The organism is Kaistia algarum (assembly GCF_026343945.1).
GTDB classification, from domain to species: domain Bacteria; phylum Pseudomonadota; class Alphaproteobacteria; order Rhizobiales; family Kaistiaceae; genus Kaistia; species Kaistia algarum.
The window spans coordinates 1,140,656-1,166,432 of record NZ_JAPKNJ010000001.1; the positions used below are offsets into that span (position 1 = coordinate 1,140,656).

General features: G+C 61.9%; 22 protein-coding genes and 2 pseudogenes. 13 read left to right on the top strand and 11 right to left on the bottom strand.

Features of this window, described 5'->3' with window-relative positions; all coding sequences use genetic code 11:
* Positions 1-10: 10 nt before the first annotated feature.
* Complete coding sequence (locus OSH05_RS05540) at positions 11-1,522, top strand: sugar ABC transporter ATP-binding protein (RefSeq protein ID WP_104217189.1); 1,512 nt, start codon at positions 11-13, stop codon at positions 1,520-1,522.
* A gap of 10 nt (positions 1,523-1,532) precedes the next feature.
* On the top strand, positions 1,533-2,498 hold the full coding sequence (locus OSH05_RS05545) for an ABC transporter permease (protein WP_104217188.1): 966 nt from the start codon (positions 1,533-1,535) through the stop codon (positions 2,496-2,498).
* Positions 2,499-3,129: 631 nt separating this feature from the next.
* Here the strand turns inward: OSH05_RS05545 and OSH05_RS05550 are convergent.
* Together OSH05_RS05550 and OSH05_RS05555 are read right to left on the bottom strand one after the other, a co-directional pair.
* Complete coding sequence (locus tag OSH05_RS05550; protein ID WP_104217665.1) at positions 3,130-4,506, bottom strand: FAD-dependent oxidoreductase; 1,377 nt, start codon at positions 4,504-4,506, stop codon at positions 3,130-3,132.
* Between the two features lie 49 nt (positions 4,507-4,555).
* Positions 4,556-5,767, bottom strand: a complete 1,212-nt coding sequence (locus tag OSH05_RS05555) for an LVIVD repeat-containing protein (protein ID WP_104217187.1) — start codon at positions 5,765-5,767, stop codon at positions 4,556-4,558.
* Positions 5,768-6,041: 274 nt separating this feature from the next.
* On the opposite strand from OSH05_RS05555, the gene OSH05_RS05560 reads away from it, so the two are divergent.
* Positions 6,042-6,464: a GlcG/HbpS family heme-binding protein gene (locus OSH05_RS05560; RefSeq protein ID WP_104217186.1), complete on the top strand. Its 423-nt coding sequence runs from the start codon at positions 6,042-6,044 to the stop codon at positions 6,462-6,464.
* A gap of 147 nt (positions 6,465-6,611) precedes the next feature.
* Here the strand turns inward: OSH05_RS05560 and otnC are convergent, their stop codons facing one another.
* Positions 6,612-7,298 (bottom strand): 3-oxo-tetronate 4-phosphate decarboxylase, encoded by a 687-nt coding sequence (gene otnC, locus OSH05_RS05565; RefSeq protein WP_104217185.1) that lies wholly within the window; start codon positions 7,296-7,298, stop codon positions 6,612-6,614.
* 14 nt (positions 7,299-7,312) lie between these two features.
* The gene (locus OSH05_RS05570) at positions 7,313-8,308 is read right to left on the bottom strand and encodes a LacI family DNA-binding transcriptional regulator (protein WP_104217184.1); all 996 of its coding nucleotides are present in this window, start codon (positions 8,306-8,308) and stop codon (positions 7,313-7,315) included.
* Between the two features lie 210 nt (positions 8,309-8,518).
* On the opposite strand from OSH05_RS05570, the gene ltnD reads away from it, so the two are divergent.
* From ltnD to otnK, 3 genes are read left to right on the top strand one after another with little or no spacing between them, the layout of a single operon-like run.
* Positions 8,519-9,385, top strand: a complete 867-nt coding sequence (ltnD, locus tag OSH05_RS05575; RefSeq protein WP_407660380.1) for an L-threonate dehydrogenase — start codon at positions 8,519-8,521, stop codon at positions 9,383-9,385.
* A gap of 3 nt (positions 9,386-9,388) precedes the next feature.
* Entirely contained in the window at positions 9,389-10,165 is a 777-nt protein-coding gene (otnI, locus tag OSH05_RS05580; protein WP_104217182.1) for a 2-oxo-tetronate isomerase, read from the top strand.
* A gap of 3 nt (positions 10,166-10,168) precedes the next feature.
* Positions 10,169-11,437 (top strand): 3-oxo-tetronate kinase, encoded by a 1,269-nt coding sequence (otnK, locus tag OSH05_RS05585; RefSeq protein ID WP_104217181.1) that lies wholly within the window; start codon positions 10,169-10,171, stop codon positions 11,435-11,437.
* Positions 11,438-11,582: 145 nt separating this feature from the next.
* Here the strand turns inward: otnK and OSH05_RS05595 are convergent, their stop codons facing one another.
* Positions 11,583-11,891, bottom strand: coding sequence for an SOS response-associated peptidase family protein (locus OSH05_RS05595; protein WP_104217180.1), 309 nt, complete (start codon positions 11,889-11,891; stop codon positions 11,583-11,585).
* A gap of 1,731 nt (positions 11,892-13,622) precedes the next feature.
* On the opposite strand from OSH05_RS05595, the gene OSH05_RS05600 reads away from it, so the two are divergent.
* The 6 genes from OSH05_RS05600 to OSH05_RS05625 are packed head-to-tail and all read left to right on the top strand — an operon-like array spanning position 13,623 to position 21,870.
* Positions 13,623-15,650: a DNA/RNA non-specific endonuclease gene (locus OSH05_RS05600; RefSeq protein ID WP_104217179.1), complete on the top strand. Its 2,028-nt coding sequence runs from the start codon at positions 13,623-13,625 to the stop codon at positions 15,648-15,650.
* Positions 15,651-15,706: 56 nt separating this feature from the next.
* Positions 15,707-17,158 carry a DUF4403 family protein gene (locus OSH05_RS05605; protein ID WP_104217178.1) on the top strand — a complete coding sequence of 484 codons (1,452 nt, stop codon included), beginning with the start codon at positions 15,707-15,709 and terminating at the stop codon, positions 17,156-17,158.
* 14 nt (positions 17,159-17,172) lie between these two features.
* Positions 17,173-18,441: a S8 family serine peptidase gene (locus OSH05_RS05610; RefSeq protein WP_165801435.1), complete on the top strand. Its 1,269-nt coding sequence runs from the start codon at positions 17,173-17,175 to the stop codon at positions 18,439-18,441.
* A complete protein-coding gene (locus OSH05_RS05615) occupies positions 18,425-19,882 on the top strand; it encodes a trypsin-like peptidase domain-containing protein (RefSeq protein WP_165801434.1) in 1,458 nt (485 codons plus the stop codon). Before OSH05_RS05610 ends, OSH05_RS05615 begins: the two co-directional genes overlap by 17 nt.
* Before the next feature lie 6 nt (positions 19,883-19,888).
* The gene (locus OSH05_RS05620; protein ID WP_133163037.1) at positions 19,889-21,328 is read left to right on the top strand and encodes a hypothetical protein; all 1,440 of its coding nucleotides are present in this window, start codon (positions 19,889-19,891) and stop codon (positions 21,326-21,328) included.
* Positions 21,325-21,870, top strand: coding sequence for a hypothetical protein (locus tag OSH05_RS05625; protein WP_104217174.1), 546 nt, complete (start codon positions 21,325-21,327; stop codon positions 21,868-21,870). The genes OSH05_RS05620 and OSH05_RS05625 overlap by 4 nt, the downstream gene beginning before the upstream one ends.
* Positions 21,871-21,936: 66 nt before the next feature.
* Here OSH05_RS05625 and OSH05_RS05630 read toward each other — a convergent pair.
* The 6 genes and pseudogenes from OSH05_RS05630 to OSH05_RS05655 all read right to left on the bottom strand — a co-directional run.
* Positions 21,937-22,242 (bottom strand): annotated as a pseudogene (locus OSH05_RS05630) (transposase); the annotation flags it as partial.
* A 160-nt stretch (positions 22,243-22,402) separates the two neighbouring features.
* Positions 22,403-22,684 (bottom strand): hypothetical protein, encoded by a 282-nt coding sequence (locus OSH05_RS05635; protein ID WP_104217173.1) that lies wholly within the window; start codon positions 22,682-22,684, stop codon positions 22,403-22,405.
* 3 nt (positions 22,685-22,687) lie between these two features.
* Positions 22,688-23,686: a caspase family protein gene (locus OSH05_RS05640; RefSeq protein ID WP_104217664.1), complete on the bottom strand. Its 999-nt coding sequence runs from the start codon at positions 23,684-23,686 to the stop codon at positions 22,688-22,690.
* Between the two features lie 7 nt (positions 23,687-23,693).
* Entirely contained in the window at positions 23,694-24,065 is a 372-nt protein-coding gene (locus OSH05_RS05645) for a TIR domain-containing protein (protein ID WP_104217663.1), read from the bottom strand.
* Positions 24,066-24,224: 159 nt separating this feature from the next.
* Positions 24,225-25,202, bottom strand: a complete 978-nt coding sequence (locus OSH05_RS05650) for an IS3 family transposase (protein WP_407660381.1) — start codon at positions 25,200-25,202, stop codon at positions 24,225-24,227.
* A pseudogene (locus OSH05_RS05655) lies at positions 25,197-25,347 on the bottom strand (transposase); the annotation flags it as partial. The gene OSH05_RS05650 and the pseudogene OSH05_RS05655, both read right to left, overlap by 6 nt.
* Before the next feature lie 47 nt (positions 25,348-25,394).
* On the opposite strand from OSH05_RS05655, the gene OSH05_RS05660 reads away from it, so the two are divergent.
* Entirely contained in the window at positions 25,395-25,769 is a 375-nt protein-coding gene (locus OSH05_RS05660; protein WP_104217172.1) for a S8 family serine peptidase, read from the top strand.
* The last annotated feature ends 8 nt before the right edge of the window (positions 25,770-25,777 follow it).

Here is a 25,777-nt window from a genome sequence, read left to right on the forward strand (position 1 = left end):
AGTCCGACGAATGGGCCAGCCGGCAGCGACGCAGCCCGTTCTTCAACTGGAAGGCGTCTCCAAGTCCTTTGGCGGCGTCAAAGCTCTCCACGACATGCATTTCGATCTGCGCAAGGGAGAAGTGCACGCCCTGGTGGGGGGGAACGGCGCCGGAAAGTCGACCCTGATGAAGATCCTCAGCGGGGTCTATCAGCGAGATTCCGGAACCATCAAGATCGATGGCCAAGTCAAGAACATCGAGACCCCCAACGACGCCATGGCAAACGGCGTTCGAATGGTGTTTCAGGAACTGAGCCTCATTCCGACACTGACGGTCATGGAGAATATCTTCCTCAATCATGAGGAGGTGAATTGGCGTTTCGTTCTCGACACGAAGGCGATGCTCAAGCGAACCAAGGCGCTCTTGGACGAGCTCGGGATCGATTTGGATCCGAACCAGAAAGTCAGCAGCCTTAGTGTCGGATACTGTCAGCTTGTTGAGATCGCCAAGTCGCTTTCGGTACAAGCGTCAATTCTCATCATGGATGAGCCGACGGCGTCGCTGACCGCTGCCGAGACGAAGCTGCTTTTCGACATCATCAGGCTGCTCAAGTCGAAGGGCGTTTCGATCATCTATATCTCCCATCGAATGAAGGAAATATTCGAGATTGCCGACCGCATCACCGTGCTCAAGGACGGGCGGTGGGTCTTAACCGAAGAGAAGGACGATCTCGACCTGGGTCGGGTCATCGACAGCATGATCGGCAAGGCGCTCGAGAAAGCCTTCGAATGGAAGGATCGAGCCAGGCCGGCCAGCGATGAGCCGATATTGGAAGTCGAGGCGCTCTCCCAGGACGATATGGTGCGCGACGTCAGCTTCGACCTGAAAAAGGGCGAAGTACTCGGCATTGCCGGCCTCATGGGAAGCGGACGCACGGAACTCCTGGAGGCGCTTTTCGGCCTGAGAAGAATGTCAGCAGGCTCGATTCGCATCCATGGCCGCGACGTCACGATATCGGGCATTTCCGACGCGCTCGAAAACAAGATTGCACTCGTCCCCGAGGATCGCAGGCGAAGCGGCCTCATCGCCATCCACAGCGTTCGAGACAACGCCGCCCTCCCGACGCTCTCACGATTCAGCAAGCTCGGCATCTTGGCCAAGGCGCGCATCGCCGAAATGGTCGAGGGGAACATCAAGGATCTATCGATAAAGACCGACTCGGCGGATCGCCTCGTCTCCCTTCTGTCGGGAGGCAATCAGCAGAAGGTCGTGATCGCCAAATGGCTGAACACGTCGCCGGATATTCTTCTGCTGGATGAGCCGACTGCTGGCGTAGACGTCAGTTCAAAGGGCGAGATAATCGACTTCATCCGTAGTTTCGCCTCCACCGGCAAAAGTGTGATCCTCGTGTCATCGGAGATCACCGAATTGCTGGCGGTGTCGGATCGTATCCTCGTCCTCACCGAAGGGAAGATTACCCGCGAATTAATGCGAGAAGCGATTCATTCCGAAGAAGAAATTCAAATCGCCATACAGAAATGAGTCTCGTCTCATGCGCACGATGATCAGTCGGTTCGACATCCAGAAGAACATTGTTTATATCGCGTTCTTTGTTGCTGTCTTTTTCTTCGCCTTAACCTTGGGCGACAAGTTCCTTTCGATCACGAACGTCCTCAATATAACTCGGCAGACCGCCATGATCTCGATCATGGCGGTGTCGATGACTTTCGTCATCGCGACCGGGCAGATCGATCTTTCGATCGGGTCCATCGCGGCTCTGGCGTCCCTCATCGTCGCGCTCATGCTGCAATCGACCGGAAGCATCGTGCTGTCCGTCAGCGTCGGCCTCGGTTTCGGAATGCTGACCGGTGCGCTGAACGGCATTCTCATAACGGCACTTGGCGTTCCCGCGTTTCTCGTAACCCTGGGCATGATGGGGATCATTAAGGGCCTCGCAATGTGGATCACCGCCACAACCGCGATACCCATCTCGATCGACGACTACAATTTGATCTTCGGCTTGGGGAAGGTCTTCGGTGTCCCGATTCTCTTCCTCTGGACCCTGGTCGCGCTCGCGATCGGCCTATTCATCATGAACTACACGACCTTCGGCAAGAAGGCGCTCGCGGTCGGTGGCAACGAGGCCGCCGCGCGCTATAGCGGTGTGAACGTCAGAAACGTCAAGATCATTGCGATGACGATGTCCGGCTTCACGGCAGCCTTTGCCGGCATCCTCTATTCCGGACGCATGCAGGCGGGACGTTTCACTTTCGGGGAGGGCGACGAGTTGACGGTTATTGCCGCGGTGATCCTCGGCGGAACCAGCCTTTTTGGCGGAACGGCCAACGTGTTTGGCGCCGTTGTCGGGTCACTGCTAATCGGCATCATCAACAACGGACTCATCCTCGGAGGATTGACGGTCAGCCAGCAGATGATCGTTCGCGGCATTATCGTCATTTTGGCGACCGCGCTCGGCACCAGGCGGCTCTTCTTCGGAAAGAAAAAGCCGATCCGATAGGGCCTGGGGCACACCGCTGGGCGAAGGGAGGGGCTGCCGTTGCCGTCCTTCCCTCAGTCACGCTTCGCTGGGCCCAGCCATCGGCGGTCCCGATCCCGGTGCATGTCTCGGTCCGTGTCGCTTCCCTGCGGTCCAGCGACGGGGTACCCGCCGGACACCAATATTCCCTCAAGGCCAATCGATCGCGAAACGACGCGACAATCCTACGCATTATGTAGGTTCATTCGAGCCGCCCGGTCCTAGTTTCGGCCGATACGTTCAACCATTCCATCGAGCATATAGCCCGCATCGGATGCGATGACGTCGACGCGGATCCAACGGGAAGCCGACGCTCGAAAGCCGATGCCACGCTTCATCGCATGGGGGCGCTGAAGGACGACGTCTATCGGACGCGCGATGATCCTTCGCCCGTTTACGTGGCAGAAGCTGGCCGAGCAGCCCCGGGCGCGGCAGGCAAGCTGGACCAGCAGAGCTGAACGCTGCGGTTCGTGCGATCGGGCCAGACGAGTATCCCACCATACAGATCGGGGTCGATGGCTGCGCCGTCGACCCCGTTTCCGTTACGCTGCGAGCCTGCGGGTCGCTTGCGGCGCTCGTCGCCTGATCAAGCCACACGAACTCCCCGCGCGAATTATTGCGCCGGGACGGTCTCCATTGTCTCGTCCAGCGTGCCGAGGACGGCACCCTTGGCCCGCAGCTTCTCCTGGATCACGGCAACCGGCACCTTCGCGACATCGATACCGTCTCGCACGGCGATCGTCGCCGCATAGGCCGCGGCCTCTCCAGTCATCGTGCAGGCGGGCACATTCCGCGTCGAACCGTAGGCGACTTCATCGACCGAGATACAGCGGCCCGCCATGATCAGCTTGCCGGTGCGGGCCGGCAACAGGCATCGGAAGGGAATCCCGTACCCAGTTCCGACATTGTCCATGATGGCGCGGCTGCCGCCGGGCTCATGCACATCGACCGGCGAGTTGCAGAGACCGATGGCATCAGCAAAGCGTGCCTGGCCGCGCACATCGGCTTCCGTCAGGACATATTGGCCCAGGATGCGCCTCGTCTCGCGCACGCCGAGCTTGGGCGCGACCTCAAGGAAGATCGCCTTACCGAAGCCGTCGACATAGCGCTGCAAAAAGTCGAAGGCGCAGTAGGCTTGCTTGCGGATTTCGATCTCGGCGCGGCTGAGATCCCGATCGTCGAGACCGTTGCCCTGGAAGCGCGTGACGTTGACGCTGATCTCGCCGGGAATAAGCCCGGTCTTCATCGTGATGTGGTCTTTCGGAATGATCCAGTTGAAGCCTTCCTTGCGCGCCTCCTCGATCCGCCGCGTGAAGCCGGTCAGCAGGACGGCCATCACATAGTCTTCATTGCGATCGCCGGCCTCCTTGGGATGAACCAACTCCCACATGTCGTCGCTATGCTTGCGGCAATCGGCCACCAGGGCAGGCACATCGACGTTGAGCAGCCGGAAATACGACGTGATCGGCTGAGTGAGGCCATCCGTCTTTCGTCCCAGCATGAACTCGGCGCCGGCGAGCGCGGCAACGTCGCCATCGCCGGATGCGTCGATGAAGACCTTGCCGAGCACCAGGCTCGATCCCGACTTCGTCTGGATCAGCAGGCCCTCCAGCTTGTCGCCGTCCATGACAACGCCGGTCGCCATTGCCCGCAGCAGCACTTCAACGCCGGCCTCCTCGACCATCTCGATGATGACGCGCTGCATCACTTCGGCGTCGAATGTCCCGGTGTACTTCCCCCAGTAGGATTCGCGGATACGCCCGTCGGCTCCCTTGTAGCCGACGCAGCGGTCGATCATTTCCTGGAAGATCCCGCCATTGATCAATCCGGTCGGCTTGGTCAACCGGCCGCCAGTGATCAGGCCGCCGAGGAAGCCCGTTCCCTCCAGCAGCAGCGTCCTGGCGCCTTCCCGCGCAGCGCGGATGGCGGCGACAATGCCGGAGGAGCCGGCGCCGACAACCACGACGTCGTAGGATCCAAATAGATTCATCATCGTTTCCTTGGCAGTCCGGTGCTTTGTGATGTCCATGGGACGGCGGTCAGCCGCCATATTCCATGATGTAAAGACCGGCATTGTAGTCGGTCACGTATATCAATCCGCTCGATTCAACGAATATATCGCAGCTCTGAATGATCTTTTTCTTGCCGGGCCTGAGGTCCATCAAGTCGTTCGGCGCGGGCGGGATCAGGGCTCCCACTTCCTTCGGCGAATAGGCGTCGGAAATATCGTGAACCCGTACGCCGGCGTTCTGCCAGGTCGAGAAAATGATCTGCGAACTCTGGAACGTCCCGGGTCGGTTCTCGTGGATATTGTGAGGACCATAGTGCGCGCCGCGATAGCGATAGTCAGCCTCGGCGGGCGCCGGCAGCGTGGCGATTGAGATCGGATTTTCAGGAACGCGGACGTCGAAGATCCAAATGTTTTTGCGGCCGTCCTCGTAGTCATCGAGCACCGCCTCATCGAGGACGACCAGCAGATCGCGGTCTGGCAGCGGCAGACAATTGTGGGTGCCGCCCTGGAACGGTGGCGACCAGTTGTGATGCTTGATCAGCTTCGGATTGGACCGATCGGCGATGTCCATCACCACCAGTCCGGCATCGCGCCACGCGCCATAGGCAATGTCGCCATCGACAAGCGCGTGGTGCAGGCCAAACTTGCTGCTGGCCGGCCAGGTTGGCGTCTCGCCCGCAGCAAGATTCATTCCCGGAAGCCAGTAACGCCCCGCCTCGCGCGGGTTCGCTGGGTCAGACATATCGACCGTCATGAAGATGAAGTCGCTGAACCCATCGAGCAGGGCGGAGACATAGGCCCAGCGGCCGCCCGTATACCAGATCCGGTGAATGCCGCCCGAGACGGGCATAAAACCGATGCGGCGCGGGCTGTCGCCCTTGGATATGTCGTAGACCGCCATGCCCGCGTCCCAATCGCGGGGCGATTGCGGCTTGGCGGTGCCGAGGGCGGCACCCGCCGAAGCCTTGTAATAGCTTGCTTCGTCGGCAAACGCGGCGTCAGCGAAAACATCCTTGCCATGAATGACCAGAAGCAGATTGTCGTGCACCTGCAGATGGACATTCCAGGTATTCGGCGGCGCCTGAACATAAGCGCAAAAACGGATATTCTTCGGATCCTTGACGTCGAGCACGGTGAAGCCTCGACTGAACAGATGCCCGATATAGGCAAAGCCGTTCTGAACCATGACCTGGATGCCGTCGCGGTGACCGCCCTGATCCGAATGGCCGATGAGGCGCATGTTGCGCGCGTATTCTGGAGGGGGAAGTGTGTCAGTCACGTTTCTGATACTCCGGCATGGCGATTCGAATACGAAGGGGCGGGTTGCCGGGCACGGTCGCGCATGCGCCATCGCGCGAATGCTTGCGGCGATCTGGCCGCATCAAACCTGCCACTCCCCGTCGCCTCCATCCCCCTCGTCACCCGATCGCTCGACGATGCGAGCACACTAGTGGTTGACTTGCACTTGTCAACTGGTACTAACAGCGGACCAGCGTCACCCGTGGGATACTTCGATGAGCGCCAACGATCTTCTCGTTCTCCGCCCCCGCCTGACGATCGCGGCAGCGAAGGCCATTGCCGCGGCCGCAGAGGCCGCTGCACAGGAACTGCAGGTAAGGCTTGTCATTGCGATTGTCGATGAAGGCGGCCATTTGATGCTGCTCCATCGCGACGACGACGCACAGGTCGGCAGCGTCGAGATCGCGACCCTGAAGGCCCGCACGGCCGTTCTTTTTCGTCGGCAGACAAGGGCCTTCCAGGATGTCGTCGAGGGGGAAGGCCGCCTTGCACTCCTGTGCATACCCAATGGAATACCACTGGATGGCGGCGTGCTGCTGAAATCGGGAGACGTGATCATCGGCGCGATCGGGGTGAGCGGCGCATCCGATGAAGTCGACGGCGATATCGGGCGGATCGGCGCCGCATTGTTGGACTGAGCCGCCCAGGCCGCGCGTCGGCCCGCTGATCTCCAGGTGCCCGGCCGGAGATGCCCGGTCCGGCCCGCCTTATCCGGAACGGGCATTTGCGGATATTCCCGCGCCGATGACGCGATCCGCCCGACGCGGCGCGGTCCGGTCGCCGCGTCAGGCTGGCGGTGTCTCGTCGTGGTCGTGATGCGCATGACCGGCGGGCAGCGTCAGCCCGAAGGTCTTTACGAGGTCATCGACCTGAGCCGGCGTCAGATAGCGCGGGTTTAAATTGCGCAACAACAAATAGAGCCGCGCCGTCTCCTCGAGTTCTTCGGTCGCGAACACGGCCGCTTCGAGGCTGTCGCCGGCGACGACAGGACCGTGATTGGCAAGCAGGATCGACGAATACTGGCCCGACAGCCCCCTGATCGCATCGGCGACGGCCGGATCGCCGGGACGATAGTAGGGTATGAGCGCGGTCTGCCCGGCGCGCATCAGGTAGTAGGGCGTCATCGGTGGCAGCGCCGCGCGCGGATCGATCTCGGGCAACATGGTCAGTGCGACGGCGTGCGTCGAATGGAGATGAACGATGGCGCGCGCGCCAGGACGCGTCTCGTAGACCGCCGAATGGAGCGGGATCTCCTTGGTCGGCCGGTCGCCGGAAACGAGCTCGCCTCTGCCGTCGAGGCGCGTGATCCGGGCGGGGTCAAGAAAGCCGAGCGACGCATTGGTCGGCGTCACCAGCCAGCCGCCGTCATCGAGCCGGATCGAAATGTTGCCCGACGAGCCCGGCGTCAAACCACGCTCGAACAGCGACCGGCCGAAGCGGCAGATGTCTTCCCGGAGGCTGTTTTCGGACATGCAAGTCTTCCTTTTCACACAGTTGCGCCGGCGACGAGGCGGAAGCCGCAATCAATGGTCTGCTCCCCCGCATCGTCGAGGATGAGTTGGGCGGCGATCCGGCCGATTTCGTCGCGCGGCGTCTTGATCGTTGTCAGAGGCTGCGGCGTGTGCCGGGCGATATCGAGGCCGTTGAAACCCATGATCGCGAGTTGGCCGGGAACGGCAATGCCGGCTTCGAGGCAATGGAAATAGCCGCCAAGAGCCATGTCGTCGTTCGAGAAATAGACGGCGTCGAGGTCCGGCTGTCGCGCCATCAGAGCCGCGAGACCGGCGCGGCCTTCTCCGACCGAGGAGCGGACTGCCAGGATGGCCTCGTCGGCCAGCGACAGCCCGGCTTCGGCAAGTGTCTGACGAAATCCAGCGAGGCGCTTGCCGGCGCGGGTGTCCTGCCCGATGTCGTGGCCGACATAGCCGATGCGCCGATAACCCCGTTGCACCATATGCTTGGCACTGACCCGCCCGGCGGCGAGGTTCGAAAAACCCACCGCAAGATCCATTGGCGTTCCGTCGATGTCGAGCAATTCGGCGATCCGGCAGCCGGCTGCCCGAAGCATCCTGCGCGTGCGATCGCCATGTTCAAGGCCGGCGAGCATGACCGCCGCCGGCCGCCAGGCCAGCATCGCTGCGACGAGCGCTTCCTCGCGCGACGGATCATATTCCGAGACGGCGAAGACGGCCTGCCGTCGGCCCGCCTCCAGCTTCTGCGTGACGCCGCGCAGTACATCGGCGAAGACGATATTGCTCAGCGACGGAACGACGATCGCTACAAGCGGCGAACCGGTCGAGGCCAGTGCCCCAGCGATTCGGTTCGGCACGTAGCCGAGTGTCTCGACAGCGGCCATGACGCGAGCACGGGTCTTTTCCGAGAACGAGCCGTGCCCACGCAGCACGCGCGACACGGTGCTCTCGCCGACACCGGCCGCCTTCGCGACGTCCAGCAGCGTGATGGCCCCGCTCCTCTGCTCCATGGCCTCCCCCGGCGGTCTCTCCGATGCAATGTCCTCGGCGCGGACATAAAAAGCAACCATGATTGGCAGCGCTGCCAAAATCGGATAGAAGGAATGGCAGCGCTGCCATTCGCGATCCCAGATGTCGTCTTGTCACGAGGGGTATTCGACGTGGGTTCTTCCGCCACAGACCAATCTCAAGTCAAAGTCGCCATCCTCGGGCTCGGCTCGATGGGGATGGGAATCGCCAACGCCCAGCTGCGGGCTGGCCTCGATGCGGTCGGTTTCGACGTATCGGCCGATGCGATGGCCCACTTTGTCGATCAGGGCGGCCGCGTTGCCCCTTCCGCGGCTGACGCCGCAGAGGGCGCAGATATCGTCGTGTCGGTCGTCGTCAGCGGCGCACAGACCGAGACGATGCTGTTCGGCTCCGGCGGCATAGCGGATGTCATGAAGGCCGGTGCCGTGTTCATTTCCTGCGCCACGATGGATCCATCCCTGGCACGGTCCTTGGCGGCGCGGCTCGAGGCGAGGCACGTCCACTATCTCGACGCGCCAATCTCGGGCGGCGCCGCGCGGGCCGAAGCCGGCGCGCTGACGGTGATGGCCTCCGGGTCTTCGGAAGCCTTTGCGAGGGCCCGCCCCGTGCTCGGCGCGATGGCGGCGACGGTGCATGAACTCGGCGATGCCGCCGGCATCGGCGCATCCTTCAAGATGATCAACCAGCTTCTGGCCGGCATTCATATCGTCGCGGCCAGCGAAGCAATCGCCCTGGCGTCGAAGCTGGGCCTCGATCTCGATAAGGTCTACGAGGTCATCACCGCCTCCGCTGGCAATTCCTGGATGTTCGAGAACCGCATCCCGCATGTGCTGTCCGGCGACTATGCCCCGCACAGCGCGGTAGAGATCTTCGTGAAGGATCTCGGCATCGTCCAGGACATGGCGCGCGGCGAACGCTATCCGGCACCGCTCAGCGCTGCCGCGCTGCAGATGTATCTCGCCGCCTCCGGTCTTGGCATGGGACGGGAGGACGATGCCTCGCTCGCCCGTGTCTACGCCTTGTTGTCCGGTGCGGTTCTGCCCACGAAGGAGAGTTGACCCGTGCCCGTCTTCGCCGCCAACCTTTCCATGATGTTCACCGAGTGGCCGTTCCTCGATCGCTTCGACGCGGCGGCGGATGCCGGGTTTCGCGCGGTGGAATATCTCTTCCCCTATGAGCATCCGCCCGAGGCGATCGCGGAAAGGCTTGTGCGCAACGGCCTGACGCAAGCGCTTTTCAACGCGCCGCCGGGGAACTGGTCAGCGGGCGAGCGCGGTCTCGCCGCCCTCGCCGGCCGTTTCGAGGAATTCGACGCCGGCCTTTCCCGGGCCCTCCTTTACGCAGAAGCGACCGGCGTCAAGCGCGTCCATGTCATGGCGGGCATCGCCGACCGCGCCGATGCCGACGCCGGTGCGATGTATCGCCATGCGCTTCGCCATGCGGCCGAGCGCTTCGGCACGCAGGGGCTCGACCTCGTCATCGAGCCGATCAATACGCGCAACATGCCGGGCTATTTCCTCAACGATTTCGCCTATGCCGCGGCGCTAATCGGCGAACTCGGCCTCCCCAATCTCAAGCTGCAATTCGACATCTATCATTGCCAGATCCTTCATGGCGACGTGACGATGCGGCTGCGCGCCTTGTTGCCGATCATCGGCCATGTTCAGGTCGCGAGCGTCCCCTCCCGCAATGAGCCCGACGGCGAGGAGCTGAATTTCCCCTATCTGTTCGACGAGCTCGACCGCCTCGGCTATCAGGGCTTCGTCGGCTGCGAATATAATCCGCGCGGAAAGACGCTGGACGGCCTCGGCTGGTTCAAGCCGTTCGAAGGGCACTGAACCATGGCTCTTCTCCTCGGCTGCATCGCCGACGACTATACCGGGGCGTCCGATCTCGCCAACACCTTGACGCGGAACGGCCTGCGCACGGTCCAGACGATCGGGATCCCGGACGCGTCGCTCGCCCTTCCGGACGTCGACGCTGTCGTCGTGTCGCTGAAGATCCGTTCGGTTGCAGCATCCGAGGCCATCCGTGCGGCGCTGGCGGCCGAGGCGTGGATCCGGCAGCGCGGCGCCGGCCATGTCTTCTACAAGATCTGCTCGACATTCGATTCGACCGATGCCGGCAATATCGGACCGGTGACGGAAGCGCTGGTCGCCGCGGCGGGCAGCGACATCGCGCTGGTCACCCCGGCCTTTCCGGAGACGGGCCGCACCGTCTATCGCGGCCATCTCTTCGTGAACGGCCGGCTGCTCAACGAAAGCCCGCTCAAGGATCATCCGCTCAATCCGATGCATGACGCGGATCTCGTCCGGGTGCTTCGGCGCCAGTCGAAAGGCGAAGTCGGGCTGGTCGATCTCGAGACGATCGCGCAGGGCGAGGCGGCGATCGCCGCGCGTCTTGCCAGCCTGGTGGCCGAAGGAAAGACGGCGGCGATCGCCGACGCCGTCTTCGAGCGCGATCTCGTGGCCCTCGGGGCCGTCGCGGCGCGGTTCCCCGTTTCGACCGGCGCGTCGGGACTGGGGCTCGGCCTGGCGCGCGCGCTCCGGCCGGCCGACCGAGCGTCTTCTGCGGCCGATGCGCTGGCACCGGTGGGCGGCTTTGCAGCCGTCATCGCCGGAAGTTGTTCGCGGGCTACGCTCGAACAGATCGATGTTGCACAGAGGTCGATGCCGGTGCTGCGGCTCGATCCGGAGGCGCTGATCGACGGCGAGGCCGAGATTACGAAGGCGATCGCCTTCGCCGACGCCCATCTCGCCGAGGGCCCCTTGGTCATCGCTGCCAGCGCGTCGCCCGATGCCGTTGCGGCGCTGCAGGCGCGTCATGGCCGGGAGGCGTCGGGTCATGCCATCGAGCGCGCGACCTCGGCCATTGCGGCTGCATTGGTCGAGCGCGGCGTCCGGAGGCTCGTTGTCGCCGGCGGGGAAACGTCGGGCGCGGCGGTTGATCGCCTGGGTATACCCGCCTTTCTGATCGGTCCTGAAATCGCCCCCGGCGTCCCCATCCTACGGACGGTCGGCGACACGCATGGTGGTCTGATCATGGCGCTGAAGTCTGGCAATTTCGGCGGCAAGAGTTTCTTCCAGCAAGCGCTCGCCGCGATGCGCTGAGGAGTGGATCAGCACCTTTTGCCCCTGCTTGATTTGCGCGCTATCGGTCAGCACTTGCCAAGCTGTCATCGCGACCAAGCCGCTTCGACCATCGGCAGATTGGCGGGCTTGAGCGCGGCAAGGTAGTCCATCTCAGGATTTCGAATTAGGCCAAGTCAGCGTGTGAATAAGCGGCCAAGCGAGATCCCGCACCAGATGGCTTCAACGCATTGCCCTTGGCGGCCAGCTTCTCGGCGCGGGCATCGGCTGCCTTCGCCAGGATAGAACTCGACGTCGGCATACCCCAGCGCACCATGGCCAACTCACGGCCGTCTGATGCGTTCCGCACAATCGGCGCGGCATAGTCCCGGAAGATACCCGGCAGTGTCGGCAGATTGCCCGTAGTGTCCTGCATTGCACGGGCGAAGAACCGGATCTCAGCCGCGTTCGAGGTCATGCTGTAGAGGTTGCACATACTCCACAGCCTGCCATAGCCGCCGCCGGCGGCTCAATCGCAGCCAGCGGGGCCTGTCCAGCGCTACGCGTCTTCCCGATGCTGTGGAACCGCCAAGGCCCCAAGCCACGCCTCACGACGCTTCGTCCATCCCTCCACGTCGGGTTCAAGATGGCTGGGGGCATCGTCGAGAGAGCCCAGATAGATTTCTATCTGGTCCGCGCTGAGGCTAAAGAGCCGCCCGCCGCACGATGGGTGTGAACAAGCGCTCAAGCGGGCCCCACGCCCGATGGCTTCAAATCATTGAGAATACTTCAGAAATTCTATTTCTACCGGGGTCTCGACCGGCGCCGAATATGACCTCGGTGTAATCGAGATATATAATGAACATTAGATAGCTAGGTCGATCCAAGCGGAGGCATCCATTCGGCGCCGATTCACAGACTGCCGAAAGCCGGCAGGGAGACTGGGCAGAGAAAGCGGCCCGGATTCGGCCGGGAAAACGTCTCCTGAAACCACGACGGGGATGGGGCGGCTGCAAGCCGCGGAAACGACGGGCGAATTCGCAGCGACGAAAGGATAAAAAGATAACAATATCAATTGGTTAGTTAGTGGCGATGGACGCAGTCCGCTGCGAACCCGTCTCTGCCTTCATTCCCTGTTCGGAGCAGAATCGCCAGAGAGCACTTTCCTCGCGACCTCGGGTCGAGTGCCCGCTGGAAAGTGATGCGATTTCCGTGCGTTACCTGAATATCTCTGTGAACTGACGGGCCAATTTTTCGACATCTGGAGCGGTGTCCGCCGTCGCTATCAGGGAAAGTCGATTGTCGTTTGGCGGGATTGCGTTGTCGTTAAACGGGATCGGACTGCACGATTACGGGATCCGCTTGCGCGATTGTGGGATCATTTTGCTGGATGCCGGATCGACACTGTCGCTACGCAGTACTGCCCTGCCGTTAAGCGGACAGGGATTGCCGTCTTGCGGTATCTGATTGTCGAATTCGGAGATGGCCAGACCCGAGGCGCTCCAACGCGGAGAACACGCGCACTGCACACGGCGAGCGGCTCATAGCGGCGGACGTCTTCACGACGGCAGTACCCAACTCCCGAAATGAATTCGGACTAGGCGGAGGTTGGGGGTGATGTCGGGCCACGGGACTTTGTAAGCTCCAACGGCCCCAAAAATTGGGAGCCAGGCGCTAGGTTCGGTGCCATTGCGGCAGAGATTCATCGATTGAGCCTTTTGACGGTTTGACCGAGAATACGACCTGCGAAGAATGAATTGGAACAGGAAGCCACGTCGCCGAGTATGTCCGCTTTTGGGCGCGCGGCATTGGCTTCCTCTAGTGCCCTCAATGCAACCTTCAAAACTACTCTTCCTCCAGAGATCGGCCCGATCTAGTGGGGGAATGATCTCGCGGATCCACGAGCAGATATGAGTTTTTGAGCAACAAACGCAATGCTGAGGCGAGCAAGGAACGCCGATGACCATGACGCGATGTGGCTTGATTGTTCCCGCGAAGCGTGTAAATACTAATATCAATGAGCGGGGCGACTGTCTGCCTGGAAATCGCCGCACTGCGCCTTCCATTCTTTTATATTCGTATATTGATACGATCAATGTAGCTGCAATTCGACCCGCATTACTTCTGCGTTGAGTCTTATTGTACCGATGCGCCTTGCTAAATTATTCTGACAGATACAGGATTTGGGTGCGATGTAGTCAATCGGTTCCGGGGGGGGAATAAAACCATGGAATCACAAGCGGAACGGCTGGAGAGTCTTAATAAGCGCCTCACGCCTGCTGTCCGGGCCGCGATTGAAAAAGCCATTGCGACCGATAATTTGCCGTCGCCGCTCCGCTCCGTCATTGGAAAGCCGGCGCTCGAATATATCGGGCCAGGCGGCCGCGCGGCGGCCTTGGAGCATTTCCGTCCCAACGCCACAACGCTTGGACGCGAGACGCCGGGGCGAGCGCCTGTCGACCTTGCCACCGTCATGCCTCTTGCCGGGCTCGAGGCGATCGTGCAGCGCACGGGCCGACCGCCTCTGCTGATCCAGAATAATCGCGTGATCATGGAGGACCTGCCGGATTTCCCGGCCGGCACCGACGCGATGATCCAAGCCGTCGAGGGCCGCATCCCGTCGGTCGGCAGGATCGAATTCCTGAACTATTCGATGGCATGGGGCGGTACCGGCTGGGTCGTCCAAGAGGCGGGCGGGCGCCGGTTGGTGATCACCAACCGCCATGTCGCGGCACTGGTCGCAAAGCGCAAGGCGGATGGCAGCGCCATCTTCATGCGCAGTCCCTATGGCCAGTCCTATGGCGCATCGATCGATTTTCTCGCCGAGGCGGATCGTCTGCAGGACGACAGCGGCACGCTGCGGCTTTCGGGTATCGAATATCTCGCCGACGACATTTCGGCCGACATCGCCCTTCTCCGCATCGAGGCGGCAGACGGCGAATTGCCGGCTGCGATCGAGATCGACGACGGTCCGGTCCTGCCCGGGGAACTTGTCGCCGTAATCGGATATCCCGCCTTCGACTCGCGCAATGACGTCTATGATCAGGCGCGCTATTTTCGCGATCTCTACGAGGTCAAGCGCCTCGCCCCCGGCTTCGTTCTGCAGCCGCCCGATACCGGTGCGTTGTTTTCACATGACTGCACGACGCTTGGCGGGAACTCGGGCTCGCCGCTGATCCGTCTCGCGAACGGGAAAGCGATTGGCCTGCATTTCCAGGGCCTTTATGGCAAGGACAATTCCGCCGTGACCGCCGCCACCCTTCTCAAGCTCCTGCGGGGCGAGCGCCCTGTCGCGACGCAGTTGCAAGCCACCTCGACCGAACGTGCCGACGGGCGTCATCCGGCCGACCATTTCAAGGATCGCGGCGGATTCAACACCCGCTTCCTGGACCGTGACCGGCTGGTCACACCTTGGCCCGGCCTGCCGGCCGACGCGGCGGCGCAGCTCGCGGTTCCGAGCGATCACCCCGCCGAGCCGAACGAGCTACGCTACACGCATTTTGGCGTCAAATATTGCGCGAAGCGAAAGGTCCCGGTCGTCACAGCGGTCAATATCGACGGGGAGCACAGCGTGCGGATCAAGCGCGGCGGCGATGTCTGGTTTTCCGACGGACGCCTTTCGCCCGGAATCCAGCTCGGCCAGGCCAATTTCGCCGATCTCTCGATCGATCGCGGCCATATGGTGCGGCGTGAGGATCCGAACTGGGGATCCGATCTCGAGGCGCGCCTCGCTAATGACGATACATTCCACTACGTCAACGCATGCGCGCAGCACGCCAGTCTCAATCAGGGGAAGACTCTGTGGCAGGGCCTCGAGAACTACATTCTCGACAGCACCCGGGTCCACGGCCTGAAGTGCTGTGTCTTCACCGGACCAGTGCTCCGCGGCGCAGACGACGAGGACGAGATCATCATCGACGGCGCCGTTGTGCCGCTCGAATTCTGGAAGGTCGTTGTGTCGCTCGACGCGGACGACCTCGGCCTGCATGCGACCGCCTATCTGCTGAGCCAAGGCCAACTTATTCGCAAGCTGCTGGAAAAGCGTTCGCTTCGCGAAGGTCAGGAGGGTTTCGTGCTCGGGCCATACCGGACCTTTCAGCTCGCCGTTTCCGACCTTGCCGAGGCGACCGGCTATGACTTTGCGGCCTATGTGGCGGCCGATCCCCTCCGCAAGTCGGCAGCCGGCCACGAGGCGCTGGAAAGCGGCGAGCCGGTTGTGATGGCGATCGAGTCGCTGGCCGATATCCGGCTCTGACTGCAAGCGCGGCAGCCGCAGCAATCGTTGGATGGGCGGCTCGGAAAGGTCGGCAGATGAGCGACATGAAAATATCGTTCTTCGTCGTGATCGTCGGCTTCGCCGCCGGCCTGTCTCTGGCCGAAGCGCAGGGCGGTGCGCACGCCCCGCGGCAGAGCGTGGATGCGACGGCGCCGGAGCCTTCCGTGGTGCGGGTGCCGATCATGGTCCCGATGTCGGCGATCGGCGCAACGCTGGAGCGGCTGGTGCCGGTCGAAGCCAGCGGGTCGCCAGGCGTCTCCTTGCCCTCTCCTGGGAGGGACGGCATCCTCGACTGGTCCTTACGGCGGACGCCGATTGCCGTTTCAGGCGAAAACGACGTCCTGACCGCGCGAACCAGCATTGGCGGGACGGTCAGACTGCGCGGCAATATCCGGATCGGCTTCAAGATTCCGTTCAGCACGCAAGCAAATCTGGTCGGCGACGCGGTTCTCACGGCGTCCCCGGTGCTCGCGCCGAACTGGACGATCGAGCCGCACCTGTCCGGCGCCGCCACGCTGAAAAAAGCAGATGTGAACGTTGGCCATATCGGGGATATCAGCCTGCGCGACCTGCTGCGGCCCTCGCTTGACCACGAGGTCGACCAGGCGATCGCCGAGGCCAACGCGCGGCTCGCCGCCGTCCGCGGTCTGCGCGCCGCAGCGGAAAAAGTCTGGGCCGATCTCTGCGGTCCGCATCGAATCGCGGGCGAGGGCATTGCCGCCGATTTCTATCTCGTCATCGAGCCCGTGGCCGCGGGCGCAGGCTCACTTCGCATCACACGCGACGGTGCCAGCGTGACGTTGAGCCTGACGGCCTTCACGCGGCTGACCGATACTGCCGAACAGCCGCAATGCCGGCCACTACCCGACCTGACCGTGCCGGATGGCGATGGTTTCACACTCGACGTGATCACCAGCGCGCGCTACGCGACGCTGTCCGAACAGTTGACGCGCCGCCTCGCCGACAAGCCTCTCTCAAGCCCGGACGGCGCGCTTCAGGTCAGAATCCGCGCGGTACGGCTCACCGCCGAACGCGATGGCGTGTTGGGTGCAGTCGACTTCACGGCCGGGCCGGCCGGCCTGCCGGCGCTCGCCTATAGCGGCACGGCGCAGATCCAGGCTCGGCCCGTCCTGGATGCTTCGACGCAAATCCTTCAGCTCGATGGTCTCGCGCTTACCGTCGGCTCGCGCGACGAACTCGCCGGGAAGGGTCCGATCGGAGACCGGATCGGGCCTCTCCTCATCGGCCTCCTCGGTCCGGCGGCCAAGATCGAACTTGCCGCCCCCTTGCAGGATAGCCGCCGCAACCTCGGCGTGGCGCTAGCGCAATTGCGCGCCGGCACGGTTCCGGGTCTGCGAGTGACGCAAGCCGAAGTCGACGACCTCCGCATCGCGGATCTGACGACCGGCAAGGACGGTCTCGCTATACGCATCGCGGCGCGGGGTCATATCGCCCTCGAGGCGGTCCCCGCCGAATGGTTCAAATGAGGGGGGACGACAGCGTGACGAAGAAACTCAAACTCGATTGGGTGGTCGTGAAGCGGGTGCCTGCGACGAGCGGCCCGCTCCACCAGAATATCGTCGTTAACAGCAATCCAACCTTCCGAGGACCGGGGGCAAGTTCGGCGGGTGCGGATGCTTCGTTCGACAATGCGATACCGATCAGCCAGTCGACGGGGAGCGTCAGCTACGACATCACAACCGCGACCATGACGCGGGACGAAGCGGCTGAGCAGCGGCGCAAGGTCGATGTCGTCGACGCAGTGATGAAGATGCCGCTAATCCTAATCCAGGCGTTGGACACCGGCGGGGCCGGCGCCGACCTGGGCGACGAGGCCGTTGCCTGGGGTGTCACCGATATTGGTGCCGACACATCGCCCTGGGACGGCAAGGGCGTCACGGTGGCCGTGCTCGACACCGGCATCGAGGCCGATCACCCTGCCTTTACAGGCGTGACGTTGAAATGCTGCAATTTCACTGATGAGCCTGACGAGGACCAATCCGGTCACGGCACCCATTGTGCCGGCACGATCTTCGGCCGAGACGTAAACGAGCAACGCATCGGCATCGCCCGCGGCGTGGCCAAGGCGCTCATAGGGAAGATCTTCGGGAAGGACAAACCGGCCGATACCGACACCATCGTCCGGGCGCTCGCCTGGGCGCAGTCGGAACGTGCTGATGTGATCTCGATGTCGATGGGCATCGACTTTCCCGCCTATCGGGAGGCACTCATGAAAGAATACGAGCTACCCGATCGGCAGGCGACCGCACTCGCGCTCGATGCCTACCTGGCCAATATGCGCCTGTTCGACAACCTCTCGCGCGCGGCACTCGGCGCGCCGCCCTTCACCATGGGCAATATCGTCGTCTGCGCTTCAGGCAACGAGAGCGACATGCCAAATTATTCCATCTCCGCTTCTCCGCCGAGCCGGGCGGCCGAATTCGTCTCGGTCGCGGCGCTGGACCGGCCGGTCGACGGCAAGCCCAGGCTGGCGCCGTTCTCAAATGTAGGCGCCAAGCTGGCGGCGCCGGGCGTCGGCATCTTGTCGGCCTGGCTTGGACACAGCCTGAAAAGGCTCGACGGAACCAGTATGGCGACGCCGCATGTCGCAGGCGCCACCTGCCTCTGGCTGCAGAAGCAGCGCCTACAGGGCAACCCTGCCCATGCCGAAGCCGTCGTCGGCCAGATGCGGCAGAACGCCACTTCGCTGTTGCCCGATATCCGGCAGGAGGATGTCTTATGGGGGGCGGTCCGTGCGCCAAACAATTGAGCCCGACGATCCTGCCAATCCGGAAGTGCCACCCTTCGCCAGCCCGGATGCGGGGCTGGTCCAGATTCGTAACAGCAGCTCCTTGCCGATCGGTATGGGCTTCCTCGTCACCCCGGATCTCGTCGTCACCTGCGCCCATGTGGTCAACGCCGCGCTCGACCGCGATCCGGGCGAGCGCGCGCCGATCCCGCCATCGGCCGAGATCACCGTGACATTTCCCTTGGCGCCGGACGAGAAGCGCGACAATCGTACGGAGATGGCCTCGCGTATGGGCCGGGTGCTCCGCTTCGTGCCGCCGGGACGCCTTCCGGGCGACGACATCGCCCTGCTGCGGCTCGACAAGCCTGCCCCGGCGCAGGCGGGCGTCACCATTTTGGCGGATGTCCGCAATGTTGCGCCGGATAATGACGAGCTAGGCATTTTCGGCGCGCCGATGGGCACGACGCTGGCGGTCCATTTCGATGCCCGCTTTGCCGGGAAGACCAACCAGTCCTGGGTGCAGATCGAAGACGCCGGTGGGACGGGCACGTTCGCAACCGGCGGCTTCAGCGGCGGTCGAGTCTGGAGCTACCGCCACGAGGCGGCGATCGGCGTGGTCGTCGCCAAGCACACCAGCGAGATGTTGCGCATCGCCTTCATGATCCCGGCGCGAACGATCGCCCGCTCGCTGCCTGAAGTGCCGGTCGAACAGCGTCCGCTCGGTCCCTATTACTGCCAGATCTGGACCCTGTTCTCAGGCGCCTTCTTCCTGTTTGTCACCGCGCATCTGCTTGCCAACCGCATAAACGGTTTTCCGGACGCGCTTTCGCTCGGTTTCGGAAACCAGGTCGTCGCGGCCTTTTTCGGCGCGGTGGTCGGCGCCGCCCTGCTGCCGGTTCAGCTGCTGACGCTGATCCGCTTCGCACGCGCCTTCCGCCTGCATGACTGGTGGATGCGCTTGCCGCGGTTCGGCCATATGACGATGCCCGACCGACCGACCCGCAGCCGGCTGGCGGCGGCGCTCACCTTGTTTTTATTAGTCGTATTCCCGCTTTATTGCCAGTTCCATTTTATGAACGCCGTCTATCGACAGGCAAAGATTTACATCTATACAGGCGATTCATTTGGCTACACGACTGGTGAATTGCTGGCGATGGGGCAATCCTGCGACGTCCGAACCATTCATCTATGCACGCATCCCGATGCAGGCCTGTTCTCTCTCGTAAGCCCGAAGCCGCTGCCGCCCACCGAACCGGGACTGCCAGAGCAGCGCCGTCCGTTGGCTTATTTCGACAATACCTACCATATTGGCGCCCGTGATCTGCCCACGCCTAATTCGGTGACGTTCTTCCCGATCATCGAACCCCTCTTCGTACTGCTGGGGACGGTCACTGCGCTGTTCCTGATCGTTCGACTGGCCGTCCTGCTCCGCTTGCCGCCCTCCTCAAGACTGCAGAGGTGACCAGCATTGAGCGAACCATTCGATGCATTTCTGTCCTATCGTCGCACCGACGGATCCTTCGCAGCCCAGCGCATACGGCGATTGCTTTGGGATTATCGTCCGCCAAGAAGTCTTCGTTCGCGCGTCTCGCGGCGACCGCAGGTTTACATCGATACAACCTACGAGCGCGCGACCGATGACTTCTTTGAGAGGGTCACGCTGCCGGCTCTACGGACCTCAAAGTATCTGATCGTTCTAGTCACACCGGATTCCGCCGATCGCGGCCCCGGGCAACAGGATTGGATCAGGCGGGAGATCGAAGAGTTCGTCGCGGGCCCGAACCCTGCCAACATCGCGATCGTTCGGGCGCGCGGCAGAGACGCCGATCCGTTGCCCGGACGACTGTCGCAATCGCATCCCAACGTCGAAGTTATCGATCTTCGGGGCATTGGTCCGTTCGCCTTTCTAAATCCATACAGGGCTTCGCGCCTTGCGAACGAGACTGTGAAGCTTGTGGCGCCGCTTCTCGGGTTTGGCCCGGAGGATATGCCCGCGTTGCGGCGCGAGGAGGAGCGGCGCCAGCAAGTCAGGCTTGGTGCGACCGCCGGAATTGGCGCGGCCGTGACGACGGCGGTCGCGGTGCTGTCGATCGCCGCATTCAGCAGTCGAAACCATGCAGTCGACGCATTGACACGCAGCATGTTCGCGTCTGAGCGTGTAATCCAGGCTGTCGCCGGGTCTATGGCGAACGGCGAGACACGCGACCAGCTGCTTACGTCAAGCTGCGACCTGCTGGATTCGCTCGCTCCGGAATCAGGCCGGGACCCAGCCTCCGGCCCGCTGGCGACCTGTGCGGCCGAGCGGGCTGCCTACCGCGACAACCTCAAAGAGCATGATGAAGCGGACAAGCTTGTCGATTCAGCGAGGTTGAAGATTGAACAGCGATTTGTCGAAGGTGGTGACGCTGACGACGGTCTCGCTCTGGTCGACATCGCGCGGGTCGCCCTATTCAGGACCATAGCTCGGCCTGAACAATCACGTATCAACGCCGAAATCGTAGCCTTCGTTGACAATGCGAAGCGGGTACTCGATCGCATACCTGAGGAAGTCTCGCCCGGACGCGTTGCCGCCGAAGCGCTGCAGGTGGCGGCGGTGCGCCTCGGGGACGCGGGTTCGTTCGAGTCGGCGGCGCTCGCAGCCGGAAACAGTGCCGCTATGTGGGCTGCAATCGCCACGTTGGATGACAGCGCCGAACTCGTGCTGGAACACGCGACAGCTGAAGGTTTGTCCGTGTTGTTCCTGACAAAGCTTGAACGCCGCGAACAGGCTGGCACCGCTCGCGAGCGAGGAGAGGCATTGATCAGCCACCTATCTCGGGACCCATCCGCCGCGGAAAAACTGAAGGACCGAATAGAGGCCGTCAGGCAGCTTCTCGAGCAAACGGCCGGGGAGGGTTCACGCTCGTGAAACGACCCTTCTGGCTCGCCTTCCTTGCGACTTTTGCAATAACGGCTGCTGTCGTCACGGCCGGGGCGATCGTTGTTGGAAGGACTGTCGTGCCTCCACCGCTTGAGCGGTTCGCTACAAGCGCCTTCACATTCTCCCTTCCCCACGGTTGGACCTGCCGCCGCGAAGGGACTGAATTCGTCTGTCGGATCGGCAGCCCGCCATCTGACGCGATCGTCATCCTCACAATGAAATACCGTAACGCGCAAGACACGCTCACTTTCTATGAAGACCATCTGCACGATCCCCTCCCTCGTGTCGATGGACAGGGAGTAGCCCAGCTGAACTCTCTGACGCGACGACATATTGGCGGGATCGAATGGGTAGAGGGTAGGGTTGAGGGTTCGGAGGTTTCTGGTTGGGAAACGATCTATCTGGCGGGTAACACGGCGGAGATCGGTATGCTGATCACTTTCAGTGTGCATCCGAGGGCTCGCGAGACGCGTTTGCCGGACCTTGAGACCATGGCGACGACCCTGGTGGTCAATCAGAAGGCATTCTAGGACTGAGGTCGAGAATCGAGTTCAAGCTGGCCGCGCTACTCACTTGGGTAGACGCGGACGTCACCACTTCTTTCCCACGAGATCCTTCAGCGCCGCATTGTCGAGTATGACGTCGGCCAGCAGACGCTTTAGCCGTATGTTCGTTCCGCCGGGAAATCGATCCACTGGATCGATTTCTAATCCGGCTCCAAGCTCCAGCGCCGTCAAGCGGCGCGCCTCCGATACGTCCATCCCGCCGAAGCGGGCCTTCCAGTTGTAGATCGAGGCGTCGCTGACCGCGTGCTTGCGGCACAGGTCGGCGACTGACACACCGGCCTCGTGTTCCTTCAGAATTCCAATGATCTGCTCTTCAGAGAAGCGGCTGCGCTTCATGTCCTGGTTCTCTCGATGGGCCAGAACGAACTTCAAACCGGATTAGGGCGAAGGGGCAACGTCAGTGGTTGCCGCACGCTCGATGCACGGACAGAAGGTTTTAAGACGTTCAACACCAATCTAAAGTTATCGCAAGGCAAAAACTGATTGAGACCCGGCATCAGTCGTCGCTGAGCGCTGCGATGATGAGCGGGAGATAGCGGCGCACCTGCTCCCGGTCGCTCTCCTGCTCACTTTCACTTAGGAAGCGATATGGCGTTTCGATCTGCTTCTCCCACAGCGCCACCAAATCGGCTGGAATCACCAAGGAGCCACCGGCCTGAGGGACGCCTTGGCTATGCACATACCGTTGCCAATGCGCCCACCTCGCATGCTCAATGGCCGCCAGCTCCTCGAGGAGGGCGTCCAGTGTGGCAGCGATATCGCTTGTGTTGATGGTCATACGCTAGATCATTTTCTCCGCGACAAGTCGCCGGTAGTGCTCGCCGAGCGCTGTCAGCTTGCAAGATTTGCGCTGCATGGCGGCGTGCCACATATGCGGCGCATTCAGCGGCTTCACGAGATTCACCTGAGCATACTGCTGAAGAATAGCGAACACAGCCGCCTTGGCCGGATCAGCAGGCGGAATTGTGGGGTCCATCAGTTGGTCGGCAGAGCGCTCGGGCTCATATGACGGATCCAATGGAAATTCGTATCCCTCCGCCGGAAAATGTGTCGCCAAGGCTAGTAAGGATGCTCGTGGGATGGGTGGTTCGACCCGTCGCAGCGAGACGAAACTCTTGACGTTGGTCTTAAAGATCGGCCGCTGCCTTGTCCAGGGTCCAAGCGATTGATCAATGTGTGCATAAACGCTGCCGGGCGTAACATCGCCCACCAAGTTGGCTGCGGCCCCATTGAGCGCATCGACGAGAAGGCCCGTAAACACCCCGCCAGGAGTGCCTCCTTGCTTCTCCAAAGCATACTGTTCAGCCGTCGACGCCGTGAGGATTGTCATCCCGCTTACAATCTCACTGGTTTCGGCCATTCGCGGCCGATCTCCGACGATGCCGCTGTGACAACTGTCCAGTATGATAACTTTGTTGGTGGCTGGTGATTCACTTGCGAGGAGCATGAGCTCATGTAGGGACAATCCATCGTCGCCTGTCTTACAGTCTCCGGCGCAAAGGAAGCCGCCGGTGTCCTCGATATACCCGTGGCCAGCGAAGTAAAACAGTGCGATATCAGACGCATCGGCAAACAGCTCGCGCACGGCATCCTTGATTTCGGATCGCTCGACGATGTCGGATGGCCCTGTGCCAACGATAAGGCGTGGCTGTACGAAGTTGAGTGTACTGTCGGCGTTCCTCTCAAGGACGGCCTTTACCTCGTAGGCGTCGTTCACGCACCCCTTGAGGGGCGCAATATGTTGGTAGTGATCAATGCCGACAATCAATGCCTTACGCATCGCGGCCTCAAAGCGAATCAATCCAGTTAGCGATATTTGGCCATGTCCATTCCATCGTATAGACGCCTGGGATCGCCGTGCGGTCGCCCGTGTAAACCCATATACCCTGAACTGGCTTCGTTTCCTCAAGGGCGCATGCAATTTCCCATTTTTGCCCGCTCGAGTTCAGCGAATTCTTGCTCGCCAGCGCCAGCACGCCAGCGGATCGTCGAATCCGCGTGCGGACACGATCTTTCCAATCGATCGAATATGCGTCCTTGACCGACATATCGACGTATTCAAACGGCGAATTCGTATGAAGCGACTGGCCCTTTAGAAAGTCGCGTTGCCGTTCGTCTTCAATAGCAAACGCGACGAAAACGACTTTCTTGTCAGCCATGCAGTCCTCCCCCAGTACCCTGCTAACACTCATATACTCTCGGGCAAGCTTCGCACAGCCGGAGTGCCCGATGATTTCTCAGGAATTTTCGAGGTCCTATCATTTCGACAGTCGACCTGGAATGGAGGTCCATCACGCCGTTGACCTGCCACTGGTTTGTCATCCAGCAGCGATTAGAGCCTCGGCGGGTTTTGCGCGGGATTGCGCGTTGGTGATGAGACTGGCGGCGTAGGCCGCCGGTGGGATGTATCCGAGCGCCGAGTGAGGCCGACGGAGGTTGTAGTCGTCAACCCACGCGGCGATCTTGGCTCGGACATGGTCGAGCCCGAAGAACAGGCTCTCGTTGAGCAGTTCGTCACGCATGCGGCCGTTGAAGCTCTCGCAGAAGCCGTTTTGCATCGGCTTGCCCGGCGCGATGAAATGCCAGGTGACGCGGTTCTCCTGCGCCCAGGCGAGCATGGCGTGCGAGGTGAATTCGGTGCCGTTGTCGGAAACGATCATGCCGGGCTTGCCACGCTGTTCGATCAGAGCCGTCAATTCACGCGCCGTCCCGAGATCGAGGTGTCGGGTATGGCCGCCAGGCATTCCCCGTGTGACATCATCGACAATGTTCAGGATGCGGAACCGCCGACCGGAGGCAAACTGGTCGTGGACAAAATCCAGCGACCAGCGCGCATTGGCCTTCGCTTCAACGAGGATCGGCGCCCGCGTTCCGACGGCCCGACGCCGTGCACGACGCTTGCGCATTGTCAGACCCTCCTCGCGATAGAGCCGATAGATGCGGTTGATCCCGGACGGTTCGCCGTCGCGGCGCAGAAGGACGAACAGCCGCCGATAGCCAAAACGCCGGCGCTCGTTGGCAAGGTCGCGCAACTGCGCTCGCAGGGCCGTATCCGGCGGACGGCGGGATCGGTAGCGGACCATCTTCCGATCCGCTCCGACGATTGAACAGGCCCGCCGTTCCGACAGGCCCATCAATGCCTGCAGATGCGCGACGGCCTCGCGCTTGACGGGGGGCCCTACCATTTTTGACAGCAGCTCCCGCATCGCCGCTGCATCCAGCAGTTGTTCGGCCAGCAGCTTCTTGAGCTTGGCGTTCTCGTCCTCGAGTTGCTTCAGACGCTTGGCTTCGGACATGTCCGTGCCGCCAAACTTGGCCTTCCAGTTATAGAGGGTCGCTTCGGACACCATGCTTACGCGCCAGGTCGGCGGTCTTCGCACCAGCCTCATGCTCGCGCAAAACCGCGATGATCTGCTCTTCCGTGAACCTTGCTCGCTTCATCTGTCCGTCCTTCCGAGGGCCGGACTCTAAATCCCCGTGGAGGAAAAATGCAGTGGCAGGTCATATCGGCGTCGCTACCCTCTGCGGCGGCCGGTGTCATCTCGGTCGCGGCTGTACGCAACGAAGGCGGTTCCCTACGGATCGCAGACTTTCCGAACGGCCGTGCCAAAATCTGTGCACCAGGCGAGGAGATCGTATCGGCCGCGGCGAACGGTGCATTTGCCATGATGAGCGGCACTAGTATGGCCTGCCCTCACGTTGCCGGCGTCGCTGCGCTGTGGTGGCAAAAGGTGGCGACGACCAAAATACGTGCGAATGCTCAAACGGTCGCCCAGCAGTTGCTCGGCACGGCAACGATTATCCCACTTTCTCATTTCGACCCGGAGGATTCAGAGACAGGACTCGCGATGGCTCCTGTTTGAATATTTCC